Annotated in this window: 14 protein-coding genes; 7 read left to right on the top strand and 7 right to left on the bottom strand. The window is 57.5% G+C overall.

All coding sequences use genetic code 11. The features are described 5' to 3' along the window. From D6B98_RS40625 to D6B98_RS38745, 3 genes are all read right to left on the bottom strand, one after another. The coding region (locus tag D6B98_RS40625) for a hypothetical protein (protein WP_205680578.1) at positions 1-185 on the bottom strand (185 nt) is incomplete at its 3' end. Between the two features lie 120 nt (positions 186-305). Beyond that, positions 306-752, bottom strand: a complete 447-nt coding sequence (locus tag D6B98_RS38740) for a hypothetical protein (RefSeq protein ID WP_126262141.1) — start codon at positions 750-752, stop codon at positions 306-308. Positions 753-782: 30 nt separating this feature from the next. Then, a complete protein-coding gene (locus tag D6B98_RS38745) occupies positions 783-1,151 on the bottom strand; it encodes an antibiotic biosynthesis monooxygenase family protein (RefSeq protein WP_126262142.1) in 369 nt (122 codons plus the stop codon). A 96-nt stretch (positions 1,152-1,247) separates the two neighbouring features. On the opposite strand from D6B98_RS38745, the gene D6B98_RS38750 reads away from it, so the two are divergent. After that, on the top strand, positions 1,248-1,721 hold the full coding sequence (locus D6B98_RS38750) for a MarR family winged helix-turn-helix transcriptional regulator (protein WP_126262143.1): 474 nt from the start codon (positions 1,248-1,250) through the stop codon (positions 1,719-1,721). A gap of 2,660 nt (positions 1,722-4,381) precedes the next feature. Next, positions 4,382-4,780, top strand: a complete 399-nt coding sequence (locus D6B98_RS38765) for a hypothetical protein (protein ID WP_235884956.1) — start codon at positions 4,382-4,384, stop codon at positions 4,778-4,780. Between the two features lie 89 nt (positions 4,781-4,869). Here D6B98_RS38765 and D6B98_RS38770 read toward each other — a convergent pair whose 3' ends face one another. The 4 genes from D6B98_RS38770 to D6B98_RS38785 all read right to left on the bottom strand — a co-directional run bounded on the left by D6B98_RS38770 (position 4,870) and on the right by D6B98_RS38785 (position 8,096). Continuing rightward, entirely contained in the window at positions 4,870-5,466 is a 597-nt protein-coding gene (locus tag D6B98_RS38770) for an anthranilate synthase component II (protein ID WP_164719155.1), read from the bottom strand. Continuing rightward, positions 5,463-6,872, bottom strand: a complete 1,410-nt coding sequence (gene pabB / locus D6B98_RS38775; protein ID WP_126262145.1) for an aminodeoxychorismate synthase component I — start codon at positions 6,870-6,872, stop codon at positions 5,463-5,465. The genes D6B98_RS38770 and pabB overlap by 4 nt, the downstream gene beginning before the upstream one ends. A 138-nt stretch (positions 6,873-7,010) precedes the next feature. Further along, the gene (locus tag D6B98_RS38780) at positions 7,011-7,328 is read right to left on the bottom strand and encodes a Dabb family protein (RefSeq protein ID WP_126262146.1); all 318 of its coding nucleotides are present in this window, start codon (positions 7,326-7,328) and stop codon (positions 7,011-7,013) included. A gap of 132 nt (positions 7,329-7,460) precedes the next feature. Continuing rightward, positions 7,461-8,096: a GntR family transcriptional regulator gene (locus D6B98_RS38785; RefSeq protein WP_126262147.1), complete on the bottom strand. Its 636-nt coding sequence runs from the start codon at positions 8,094-8,096 to the stop codon at positions 7,461-7,463. A gap of 114 nt (positions 8,097-8,210) precedes the next feature. Here D6B98_RS38785 and bioB point away from each other — a divergent pair, with 114 nt between their 5' ends. The 5 genes from bioB (at position 8,211) to D6B98_RS38810 (ending at position 12,735) form a co-directional block, all read left to right on the top strand. Beyond that, the gene (bioB, locus tag D6B98_RS38790) at positions 8,211-9,206 is read left to right on the top strand and encodes a biotin synthase BioB (protein WP_126262148.1); all 996 of its coding nucleotides are present in this window, start codon (positions 8,211-8,213) and stop codon (positions 9,204-9,206) included. Between the two features lie 50 nt (positions 9,207-9,256). Next, a complete protein-coding gene (panD, locus tag D6B98_RS38795; protein WP_126262149.1) occupies positions 9,257-9,610 on the top strand; it encodes an aspartate 1-decarboxylase in 354 nt (117 codons plus the stop codon). Between the two features lie 76 nt (positions 9,611-9,686). Next, positions 9,687-10,838: an 8-amino-7-oxononanoate synthase gene (locus D6B98_RS38800; protein ID WP_126262150.1), complete on the top strand. Its 1,152-nt coding sequence runs from the start codon at positions 9,687-9,689 to the stop codon at positions 10,836-10,838. After that, entirely contained in the window at positions 10,838-11,473 is a 636-nt protein-coding gene (gene bioD, locus D6B98_RS38805; RefSeq protein WP_126262151.1) for a dethiobiotin synthase, read from the top strand. The genes D6B98_RS38800 and bioD overlap by 1 nt, the downstream gene beginning before the upstream one ends. Next, the gene (locus D6B98_RS38810; protein WP_126262152.1) at positions 11,470-12,735 is read left to right on the top strand and encodes an adenosylmethionine--8-amino-7-oxononanoate transaminase; all 1,266 of its coding nucleotides are present in this window, start codon (positions 11,470-11,472) and stop codon (positions 12,733-12,735) included. The genes bioD and D6B98_RS38810 overlap by 4 nt, the downstream gene beginning before the upstream one ends. Positions 12,736-12,934 lie beyond the last annotated feature (199 nt).

The following is a 12,934-nucleotide window of genomic DNA, read 5'->3' on the forward strand; positions in this document are numbered from 1 at the left end:
AGCGCGGACGACGCGATGAAGCTGCCCATCAACGAAAACAGCAAGACCACCAACAAATAGGCGAACGCCGTCGCGGCGAAATGGGCGTGAAGGTACAAGCAAGCCAGTGTTACCACGGCTAGCACTATGCTGCCGAAGGTAAACTGAGGGGCTGAACGTTCTAAACTGCTGATCGGGCTACGCATTCTGATACCGTCCGGCCTTTTCTCCGGCGGGGGAGCTATAACATTTTAGGGCGCGTACTCATAAAGCCACGACAATACCGGGCCTCAGGTCAGTTGTCCGCGCAGTTCTGGTTGAGTTGATCAAGCGGGTTTGTGGCGCAACCATCCCTTCATTTTGAGACCGTCCCGCATGTTGAGAGCAAGAAGTGTAATGTTTGTTGCGCCCGCGGCGAGCTCGATCACCTGCACAGCATAGAACGTGGCATCGAATTCTGCCGCCTGAGCCTTGGACGCAAGGAAGAGCGCAGACGGAATAAGAATCAGGATGCCGTTTCCTGCAATGAATGGCATGCGCTTGAATTTGGCTCCGATCAGTCCGGCCCGGCGCGCCTTTGCCAAGATGACACCTGTACCACCGGTCGCAGCGAGCGCCGGAATCAGCAACAAGAAGCCCCACGGTATGGTGCTCTTAACCGCTGCAACTGTGGCATGGGACGCGAACAGCTCGCTGAGTACCGTCGACAGCCAAAATGTGCCGATCGTTGCGATAGCCAAGGCGCCAGCGACAGGATGGATCAACTTGATCATGAGTATCTTCCCTTCCTAAAAACAGCAGGGCTAGGCAACGCAGATGCCGGGCACGGCAACTTTCTGGAACAGATGAGGGGAAGCTATCGCCGAGGCCGGATAGGTGGCGATTTTTGCTAGAAAGTCAGGATGGGTGAAGGCCGCGCGGAAGTGTGCGGTGGATTCCCAGACGGCGTAGTTCAGATAGGTCGAGCTGTCGCCGAGAGCTCTGTGCAGCTGACTGGAAATGAAGCCCGGCTGTCGCTTCATGAACGCTGCGTCGTCCTGCCAGGTTTTGAGAAAAGCCGCCTCATCGGCTTTGTCGAGAGTGAATGGGTTCACCAGGACGACCGAATTTGCCTCGATAGCAATCTGGCGGTCGATCGGGAAAGAAGGGTCGAGTGGGCGTCGCAGCGACATGAGTGCCTCATTGCTATTTGATATGTGATGTCTAATTGGTATTATGATCACGTAACACGTTGACATGATGATGTCAATAGAAAATAATGGTGACAAATGAAAAGAGCCAAGCGAACCCCGGAGGGTGACGCCCTGACCGACCTTGTTCTCGATCTATTCAGGCTCGACAGCCTATTTCTGACGGCCGGCGACCGTCTGGTCGCCCCGCTTGGCCTAACAAGCGCACGCTGGCAGGTGCTTGGCGCCATTGTGTCCGCCGAACGTCCCCAACCGGTCGCTTGGCTCGCACGTGACCTCGGCGGCAATCGTCAAAACGTGCAGCGGATTATCAATGATCTGCACAGAGAGGGCCTCGTATCTTTTGAGGTCAACCCGCATCACCGACGGGCGCAGCTCGTCGTGCTCACTGAGAATGGACAGCGCGCCTTCGAAGCCGCAATGGAGTTGCAGGCTCCCTGGATCAACGATCTTTCAGAAGGGCTGTCGGTCAAGGATATACGGATTGTCCATCGCGTGATCACGGCCTTGCGAGATAAGCTTGAGGGCAGCCGTGAGGACAAGTCGGCCTGACATGGCAAAAGCATTGTGATTGGCCGGGCGCCCGTGATTCAAGCTCCCAAACTGGGGCGAATCAGGCACCATGAACTAACGGACTACGAATGGGCAGCTATCGAGTCTATGCTACCAAACAAGCCGCTTGGAGCCCCTCGGGTAAAACGACCGACGCGTCCTCAATAGTATCTTCTGGATGCGGCGATCTGGTGTATGGTGGAGTTAATGAGTCTCAACCTTAGTACGCGGTTCGCGCGCCGGTTGCCCTCAAGCCGCACGACCTCATCGCGCAGAACCGTCCTCGGGATATCGTGCGGACTTCGAGTGTACAAAGCATCTAACACTGATCTTGTTAAATCATGATTATCGAGAATTAGTGGGAGGTGTTTTGCGGCCGAACTAAGTTGGCAGTTCATCTAGGAGCTGCCGAGTGCATCTTCCAGAATAGCCTGAAGCCGCGCGGCTCCCTTTACCAGCTCGCGATCCAGGTCCGCTTTGATGGCTACGGCATAATAGTTGCCGAACTCTACGGCGTGGCCCGAATCGTTGTGGTCCAGCGTTCCTGGAGCAGGAGCTGATAGGCTCTTATACCCAGGGCGTGCGTATCGTTCGCGCAAGCAGCAACTCGTGCTTCATCATAGGGCGCGGCTTCGACTGTCGGCAGCAGATCGGCATCCAGCGCATCAGTTTAACTCCCCCACGAATACGCCTGGAGATCGACCAGAGAGTCCTCACATATGCTGTGGAATGTCGGCGCGCGCGTAGATGACGTGCCGTCGGATCGCTTTGCGTGCAAGATGACATGCAGTTTGTTACCGCCTTGATCGCCGTTATGTTCGCTTGCGTGCAACGCTGCTCCAGGGTCCCCAGCCAGATGGACAACGAGCTTTAGCGCGCGCAACCTTCTTCCTCAGAGCGCGAATTGTCTTTGAGGATCGCAATCGCCGCCGGAAGACCTTCGAGGATGCAAGTTCCCTGGTCGTGTTCATCCTTGCAATCAAGAGCGTCGTCATATGTCGGCCGATCGATGTCGATGTCGATGAAATGCCAGCGGTAGGTGTCCTTTCCTTTTGGCGTTGAATTTATAGTCGCCCGCCCAGTTTGAGATGGCGGCCAACGAAGTGTGCCGATCGGCTCCTTGAGCTTGGGCCTGCGCTGCCGGACTTAAGTGCCGCTACGCCAGTTCCGCAATGACAGAATGGCGTGGCTGTCCCCACACTAGGGCGGAAGATGTGCTGCCAACAGCAGCGGTGCAGATCGCAAGTTGGATCTGACTGGTTGCCCAATATTGATGAACTGCGTCCAGTCGTTTGCGGACAGAGGCAGGTGCCTGGGTTACGGCACGTCGACCGGGGGCATGGATGCCGTCGGGCGTGGCACCAAGCCATTTTGGTGCCGGTCACGTGCCGCCAACATGATCGTAAAAGCCGCGAGGAGGATTAGGAGAGCGCGCGTACAACAAGGAATACTCGAAACGATATATCGGAATTATGAAACGACTCACACCGCGGGCCTTGGAGGAGGGGCGGCTCTTACGGGGCATCGACGGCCTATTGGCCAGCCAAACCCCACAAATCTTTGATACTCGTTCGTTCTCGCCGGCAGCCGCCGAACAGTGGGAGGATTGCGCTTAAAAAATGCTTTTTTCCCTTGCGGACTGCAGGAATAGTGCAGCAAAATTTGAGTAGGAATCCGGTGATTGGCTATTCACCACGAAAGCAGCCGCCCCCTCGTGCTGCTTCCGGGCGCCATGAAGGACGGTTCATGCGCATCATGACATTGTGTCCGGCAGCCTGTTGGCGCTGACCGCGGCTGGGCTTGCGCTACTTTGCTCTAGCCTGCTCGCATTTGCTTTCATTTTGATCCCGCAGCCGACCTTGGTCGCGCTAGGATCCCTGCGAGACCTCACGCAAGATGGTACGCAGCTGGACAGGGACGCTGGTATGTTTTCCACGTATGGAGGCCCGGCGCTTGCAGATGATCTGCTCAGGCATCCGTAGGGATCCGCTTCCTCGGTTCGCGTCGTTTTCGCATGTAGTGCCCTTCTTTCTGAACGGCCGACCTGATCTCCAGGCTGGCCTTCGTGCAGTTGCCCACTAACAACGCAATTCCCCTCCATCGAACGATATAGTTAGTCTTATGATTGCGCTCGCATCACGCGTTTGTTGCGTGGGTTGCGCAGCATTTTTGCGCCAACTCAACTTCGACGCTACCACTACGGATCCTCGAACAATCAGGCACAGGACCGCTGGAAGCCTCACCTAGCAAATCCCCGACTCGCATTGCCTTTCGGTGAGGCGGCCCTCTCAAGAGCACAGGTATGAATGTGCTTCACGGGTAATCCCCTCTACCGGCCCTCATTATTTACCTCACCACCCGCAGCGCAGTGCGTTGCTCGCAAAAACCCTGATGCGATCAAGACCCGGCTTTGGGGACAACATTGCTGAAAACGATGCAGCGGGGGGGGCGGCTTGCGGCAACTCTTGACCATCTTCTGCTATCGCGGCAACGAGAACAACGAAAGCAGATCGAGATGATGAGAGCGGGGTGTGGCTGTGACGGATCAATCCCAAGCATCGGAGTTGCCGCCGGTCCTGCAGAGACCGTCGAAAGGCTTTCGGTGGAGCTTTACTCTTCTAGCCTTATTGCTCGTTCTTTGCGCCGGAGGAGCCTATTTTTTGACGAATATGAATATCGAAATGTTTGCCGAGGCGCCGTCGGCTCATGAAATCGTGCCTCCTACGTTTGACTTGTCACCTGAGGATAGGGACGTCCTTTTAGGTATGCAATCAGGGCAGCAGAAGACGGCCGATGAAGTTGCCAAGCTCAATCGCAACGTCGACGCGCAGCAAGCCGAGCTAAAGCGGATCTCGGATCAGATCACAGCCCTGACCCAAAGATTCGAGGAGCTGCACAATCGGGCGCTTGTTGCCTCTCCTGCTCCTGCTGCTTCTTTCCCACCCGTGCGCACCACATCCAAGCCGGCCAAGAGAGACGTCCGGCCCTCGAAGCCGCAAGGTCCGGTTTCCGTCGGAGGCGCGCCGCTGACTGCGGAGCCGAGCACCGAACAGCGCTGATTGCCACAAAATGCCTGCCATATGACGCTGCGCCTTCCAACCAAGTCGGAAACCAACCGTCCACCATCTTGATGCGCAGGCCGAGCCTCTCATTGCTCCGCGCGATTTCGGAAATCCTCTGTGAGTCGCAAGAAGTTCATAAGCAGGACGTGCCCCTGTGAGGTAAGTATCGACTCAGGATGGAACTGGACCCCATAGGTGGGATAATAGCCGTGCGTGAGGGCCATGATCTCGCCTTCCTCCGAACGCGCTGTCACTATGAGGTTCTGCGCACATGACTGATCAAGCTCGACGATAAGAGAATGGTAGCGTCCGACGTCAAGCGGGGTTGGCAGCCCCTTGAATAACCCTCGGCCGTCATGCGCAACGTATGAGCGCTGACCGTGCATGGGCCGATGCGCACGCGCCACCCGTCCTCCGAAAGCGCTCGCAATACACTGATGTCCAAGGCAGATGCCGAGAATTGGTACGCGTCCCGAAAGTTCGCGAACCACTGCTGTCGATATTCCTGCCTCAGTTGGAGTGCAGGGGCCGGGCGATATGACGACCGCGCGGGGCTTGAGACCAACGAGCTCGCCGATGCTGATAGCGTCGTTTCGGATCACTTCCGTTGCTTCACTGAGCTTGTGGAAATAGCGGGCAATGTTGAATACGAAGGAATCGTAATTGTCGATGATGACAATCAAAATGCACCAGCTGGTTCAGAACCGAATGCATCAAAGATTCGCTTTGCCTTGGCGAGCGTTTCCTCGTATTCGGCCTCGGGCTCCGACAGGGCCGTTATACCGCCGCCCGCATGAAACACAGCCAGGTCACCGTCGATGGTGACGGTGCGGATCGCAATACTTGTGTCCATGTGCCCGTTGAAGCCGATGAAGCCGATCGCCCCACAATAGACCTCTCGCGCTATGCGCTCGATTTCTGTAATAATTTCCATCGACCGCACCTTTGGCGCTCCCGTAATGGAGCCCCCGGGAAAGCAAGCACGAAGCAGGCTAACGGCGTCTTCCCCTCCGGCAAGTTCCCCCGTAACGATCGACACGAGATGGTGCACCGAGGCATAGGACTCGAGATTGCACAGAGCCGGAACCTCGACCGAATGCGCAGTGCAAACGCGTGACAGATCATTTCGCAAAAGGTCGACAATCATCGTGTTCTCGGCATGATCCTTTTCGGAAGCGAGGAGAACAGCCGCACAGCGGTGGTCTTCATTGAAATCAGGCGAACGCGCGATCGTGCCCTTGATGGGTCGTGTCTCGACTTGTTGCTCGTTAAGCTTCAGGAATCGTTCCGGCGAACTTGATGCGATGGTCAGCTTTCCCCATCGCAGCAGGGCCGCAAAAGGCGCCGGATTCGATGATCGTAGCTGGCAATAGAAGGCGAGCGGATCAAACGAGGTCGGCAGGCGGGTGCTGAAACTCTGCGCAATATTCGTCTGGAACACGTCACCCGCCAGGATCAAGTCGATCACGCTTTGTACCGCCGCAATGTAGCCCTTGCGGCTGAAGTTCGAGCTCCAAGCGCCTGCTTTGCTGGCACAACCATTCTGTGGCGCCATTGGACGGTCAAGGAATGCTGCAAACTCGTCAGCTCGACGACGCGCTCGTTCGCTCCGTCGCACGCGATCATGCTCCGGCCATCCGGTCGAGACAATCCAGCATTTGTTATCCCGATGGTCGAAGCTGATGACCACGTCATAGAAATGCAGGATGGATTGGGGCAAACCCAGACCGACAATTGCCGGCGCAGACAATCGCTCCAATGTCCTGTTCATGTCGTAGGCAAGGTAGCCTGCCGCTCCTCCCTGGAACGGCGGGAGATCGGGACGATGCTCTTGCGGGTACTTCGCGAGTAGCGTGCGAAGGACCTTCCATGGATCGGCCTCGAGAGTCAGACCGTTCCAACTGGCTTGGCCGTTCGCGACCCTATAGGTGCTGAACGGGTCACACGTTACATATGAGTAGCGCCCAAGCAGCTCGTGCCTTGCTGCGCTATCGAGAAACGTGAGATGCGATCGATGCCCAAGACGTCGCATCGCTGTGACAGGTTCAATCCACTGCAACTCGCGAACGTACATCGGGTTATAGGTCACCGGCCGCTGACGTCGTGAAAGTGTCGTTCCATCTGTTGCCCCACCCGATGAGAGCGACGCCTGTCTGCGATGGCATGAAACTTGAGGCCATTGCCAAACTAACCCGGCGGTGGACTTTTTGCTGCCACAGCACCTCGATCATCCTGCCGTTGAGGCGAAAGGGGTATCTATTGATACATCATAGTCGGCCGCGAACCGCAGCTCGCGGAGCGGTCGGACCCGTTTGATCGATTCCTGGTAGAGATGGTGCGCTTTGTACGCTGCGAGCTCCGTCTCGCTGTCGAACTCACCATAGACCACGATGTCAATATCATTGCCGAGCTGATCGGTCTTGCGGTTGCGGGCAACCTCAAGCCGGCGCGCATGTGGTATCGCGGTGAGACGCGAAAGACCTTCGATGATCTGGTCGATATGCGACTTGTCCTTGGCGCTGAAGAAGACGATGTGACGAATCATGGCCGTCCGGAGATGTCGCTAGTGGGGGCATAACTATCTGGGAATAGAACCCGTTGCAATGAGGCTAGTCACTTGCTGCATGCTCGTCGCTTGCGATCGTCAGCGATCCGCAATGAAGCTTGCCAGAGTTGCTCAGGACGCGGGAAGGGTAAGGCGCTCAATGGTTTGAATGTGCCGCGTCAGCAGATTACAGGCTTGATCGATATTGCGCGTTCGCAAGGCTTGAAGAATCAGGCGGTGATCTTGATTGGAGCGCGGTCGCCAGCCCGCCGATCGCGCCATCGCGAATACCAATCGAGAATTGGCAAGCTGCAGTCCATCGAGGCTCGCGAGCAGACGCGGCATTCCGCACGGCGCGACCAAGGCTTGGTGAAAGGTGCGGTTGGCCATCTCAAACTCCTCGATCGTCTTTGCACTGTCTCCTTCGATCACGGTGAGCTCGATCCGAGCCAAATGAGCTGTTGTGAGCCTTGGCCCCGAATGGCGCAATGCCACCACTTCCAGCGCAGCGCGCATTTCGGCGATCTCCTTCACTGAATGGGTATCGAGCGGGGCAACCCGAACACCGCGGCGTGGCACAGCGACAACAAGATGTTGTGCCTGCAGCTGCCGAAAGGCCTCGCGCACCGGGACGTGGCTGGAATTGAATTCTCGTGCAACGTGATCCTGACGCAGTGGCGCGCCTGGCTCTAAGGCGCCGCTGATAATGCGCTCAGCGATTGAGTCCGCGATGCGCGCGACCGTCGTCATGTTGTCAGCAATGATCATAGATTATCTACCGCAATAACCGGTGCATTTGCGAGGCAGCTCGATTAGCATCTCTTCGAGAGCGGTGACTATAGATAATTCACGCGATTATCTACAATTGAGCGGGATTGGATTATGGATGCTGCTGCGCAAGTCGGACGGAAGGGAGCAAGCAAAGGGGCGCAGGTTCGTCATCATTGGAACGTCGAACGGGCTAAGGCGCTCTACGACCTGCCTTTTGCCGACCTGATGTTTCAGGCGCAGCGCGCTCATCGCAAGAGCTTCGATCCAAACCACGTCGAAACCGCGAGCCTGCTCAGCATCAAGACCGGCGGCTGCCCGGAAGACTGCGGCTACTGCTCGCAAAGCGCGCATTACGAGACCGGCCTGAAAGCCACCCGTCTGATGCGTTGCCCAGATGTGATTGCGATTGCGCAGCGCGCGAAGGATGCCGGCGCCACGCGCTTCTGCATGGCCGCGGCCTGGCGCACGCCAAAAGATCGCGATCTTGATTCCGTCTGCCACATGGTCAACGCGGTCAAAGGACTCGGCATGGAAACGTGCGTCACGCTGGGCATGCTGACGCCGAAGCAGGCCGCGCGCCTCGCCGAGGCCGGCCTTGACTTCTACAATCACAACGTCGACACATCACCCGAGTTTTACAGCAAGATCATCACGACCCGTAGCCTGCAGGACCGCATCGATACGCTGGCGCATGTGCGCGATGCCGGCATCAAGATCTGCTGCGGCGGGATTATCGGGATGGGCGAGCACATCGAGGACCGCCTAGGTATGCTCGTGCTGCTCGCCGATCTTCCCAGCCATCCCGAAAGCCTGCCGATCAACCTATGGAACAAGATCGAAGGCGTGCCGGTGGAAGACACCGCGGAGCCTCCCGATCCGATCGCGCTGGTCCGCCTGGTGGCGACCGCGCGGATCATGATGCCAAGGAGTGTGGTTCGCTTGTCCGCCGGGCGGCAATACATGAGCGATGAATTGCAGGCGCTTTGCTTCTTGGCCGGCGCAAATTCGATCTTCATCGGCGACGTGCTCTTGACCACCAAAAACCCGAAAGTTGATCGCGATGCGGATCTCCTGGCCCGGCTCGGCATCACGTCCGGGCTCGCCTGACGAAAGCAGTGCGCGCAATATGTTGCCCCTACATCCAGCCTAGGTGAGAAATGCAGATAACTTTGATGAAGGGAAAAATCCATCGCGCCTCAGTGACCGAAGCTGATCTGCACTATGAAGGCTCGATCTCGATAGATCGTGCGCTCCTGGAGGCGGCGGGAATGGTGATCAACGAGCGCGTCGAAATCTACAATGTCGAAACAGGGGCGCGCTTTGCCACCTACGTGATCGAGGCGCCGCCGAGGTCTGGCACGATAAGCCTGAACGGTGCGGCCGCCCGACTCGCGATGCCCGGAGACAAGATCATTATCGTTGCATATGCCTCATTCGGCGAGGCTGAAGCAAAGATATTCAAGCCACGCATTGTGCGTGTGGACCAGGACAATCGCATCCTGGCAAGTTGAGCCTCAAGGGCTATCCATCCTTCTTCAACGGCCAACGGATCTTTTGCGTGATTTGATGCGATCCTGGGAGCGATGAATGCGGTCAATGCAAGCAGCTAGACTTAGTCCCTACGTCGCGGCGTTGAATGCCTTGAACGAAGACAAACGGCTGCGCTGCCTCAAGCCGCGCGTGGGGATCGATTTCGCATCAAACGACTATCTGGCGCTCGGGAGCGCCCCGCGCATCAAAAAGGCGATGGTCGCCGCGCTGGAGGCGGGCACTCCGGTTGGAGCAGGCGGGTCGCGGCTTCTGCGCGGCAATTGCGAGGAGCATGAACGGCTCGAAACCGAAGCTGCTCAGTTCTTTGGCGCGGAGGCAGCGCTTTTCTTTGGAGGCGGCTATATCGCAAATTTTGCCCTCCTGACAACGCTGCCGCAGCGGGGCGATCTGCTCGTTCTCGACTCGCTCGTGCACGCCAGTATTCACGAGGGGGCGCGAGCCGGCCGCGCAGAGTGCCGAATTCATGCGCACAATGATCCTCAGTCAGTCGAAGACGCAATTCGCGACTGGCGAGCCAAAGGTGGAGCGGGCCGCGTCTGGATTGTGGCCGAAAGTCTCTACAGTATGGATGGCGACTTCGCTCCACTCGAAGAGCTGGTGGCAATCGCCGATCGCCATGATGCATTTCTGATCGTGGATGAGGCTCATGCCACAGGAGCTTACGGGCTTCAGGGACGAGGGCTCACAGCCTCTTATGACAGGCGGGACAATCTCATCGTCGTTCATACCTGCGGCAAAGCGCTCGGTGCGGCGGGTGCACTTGTTACGGTCTCCGGCATCCTGCGCGATTTCATGGTCAATCGCTGCCGTCCGTTTATCTTTGCCACGGCCCCATCACCATTGATGGCCGTTGCCGTTCGAGAGGCACTCCTCATCCTGCAGGAAGAGCCGGAGCGGCAGCAACGGCTGGCCAAACTTGTTTCGTTCGCGCATCGGCAGATCACCTCCCTTGGTTTGCACACGCCGTCGACCTCTCAGATCGTGCCGTACATAGTGGGTGACAATGCTCATGCAATGCGACTTGCCTCTGCTCTGCAGGCGCGCGGCTTCGACATCCGCGGAATTCGGCCGCCAACCGTCCCAACAGGCACCGCGCGTTTGCGAATTTCGTTGACACTGAATGTTGGGGAAGCGGACGTGCGCGCAATGCTCGATGCGCTTGTTGAGGTGACAAGGGGCTCGTTTTGATGAATAAGCGGATCGTCGTGACCGGTACGGACACCGGGGTCGGCAAAACGGTATTTTCCGCAGGGCTCGCCGGCCTTCTCGGCGCGAATTACTGGAAGCCGGTCCAGGCTGGACTGGAACAAGAGACCGACTCCGAGTGCGTCCGCCGCCTCGGCGGCCTCTCGGCCGATCGGATTGTCCCGGAGCTCTATCAACTTCGGACGCCTGCGTCGCCCCATTACGCCGCGGAGATCGACGGCGTTCGCATAGACACAGAGACGCTTGGACTGCCGGACAGCGGCGAGCGGCAACTGGTGATCGAGGGCGCCGGCGGGCTCATGGTGCCGCTGACAGCGCGCACTCTTTACATCGACATCTTCGAACGCTGGCAGCTTCCCGTTGTGCTTTGCGCCAGGACGGGACTGGGCACAATCAATCACTCTCTGCTCTCCATAGAGGCTCTGCGGAAGCGTCAGATTCGAATCCTTGGAATTGCGTTCATTGGCGAAAGAAACGCGGAAACTGAAAGCGCGATTTGCGAGATCGGGAGAGTGCGTTGGTTGGGACGGCTCCCGTGGCTTGTTCCGCTCACGGACGAAAGGCTGCAGGCCGCTTTCAAAGACTCCTTTCTTGGCAGTGATTTCCTGAACCTATGAGGATAGCCAAGAGGTCGCCGATCTGGCACCCGTTCACGCAGCATGCTCTACAGCCGGACATGACGAAGGTGCTGCGGGGAGAGGGGGCTTATCTCTACACAGAAGATGGCCGACGCCTTATCGATGCAATCTCCTCCTGGTGGGTCGTGACCCACGGCCATTGCCATCCATGCATCGTGAACGCGATCCGAGAACAGGCAGGCAAGCTCAACCAGGTCATCTTCGCCGGATACACTCACGACCCGGCTGAGCAAGTTGCGACGGAACTATTGAAGCTCACCTGCCCGGCGCTCGAGCATGTGTTCTTCTCCGATAGCGGGTCAACCAGCGTCGAAGTCGCGCTGAAAATGGCGCTCGGCTACTGGCACAATACCGGAAGACAGCGAACCCAAATTGTGGTGATGCAGCACTCGTACCATGGCGACACGATCGGGGCGATGTCGGTAGGTAGCCGAGGCGTTTTCAATGCGGCCTACGGGGCGCTGATGTTCGAGGTGACCTCGATTCCGTTCCCCGCAAGAGATCGTGAGCAAATAGCGCTCGATGCGCTTGAAAACGCGTGTCGAAACGAACATCCGGCAGCCTTTATCGTGGAGCCCCTGATATTGGGTGCCGGTGGAATGCTGATGTATTCTCCCTCGGTGCTAAGAGAGATGAAGCGAATCTGCGAAGCCTTCGACGTCCTGTTCATTGCCGACGAGGTCATGACGGGCTGGGGCCGGACGGGTAGCTTGTTTGCGTGTGAGCAGGCCGATGTGACGCCCGATATTGCCTGCTATTCGAAAGGCCTCACGGCTGGGGCGCTGCCGCTCGCCGTCACACTCTGTCGTGCCGATATTTTCGATGCGCATTATTCTGAAGATCGCACGCGTACGTTTTTCCATTCGAGCTCATATACGGCCAATCCAGTGGCCTGCGCCGCCGCCAAGGCCAATCTGGACCTATGGCAGCAACAGGAATATCGCAGGCGGGTGGCATCCTTGGCCAGGATGCAAGAACAGGCACTCGCGCCATTTTGCGCCGATTCACGGTTCGCAAACGTCCGACGCACAGGAACAGTCACAGCGCTTGAACTCAACACGAGCGATGCCGGCTATCTGGCGGACATCGGGCCGAAGCTTTTGGCTTTCTTCCAAGCGCGGAATCTGCTGTTACGCCCACTCGGTAATACGATCTACGTGATGCCGCCTTACTGCGTTACGGCGGCCGACCTTGATGAAATCTATGCTGCCATCCGTGACGCTGCGGACTTGCTGATGTGAGGTGCCATAAAAGTTGCAATCGTCTGCGGTGACAGGATCTTGCAAGGCGAAAGTGTCCGTATTGCTGCCGTTTGATAGTACAAGGAGGATGCTGCGCCTACGGCTAGCAGGCTAATCGTGCTTTGAGCTGGTCCCGCAAATCTGAACAGCGCGATAAGTGGAGTTTCTGCCTGACGGCGGGCAAGATTGACCCGCGAAT

Origin of the sequence: Bradyrhizobium sp. LVM 105, from assembly GCF_003957705.1 — a bacterium.
GTDB classification, from domain to species: Bacteria; Pseudomonadota; Alphaproteobacteria; order Rhizobiales; family Xanthobacteraceae; genus Bradyrhizobium; species Bradyrhizobium frederickii.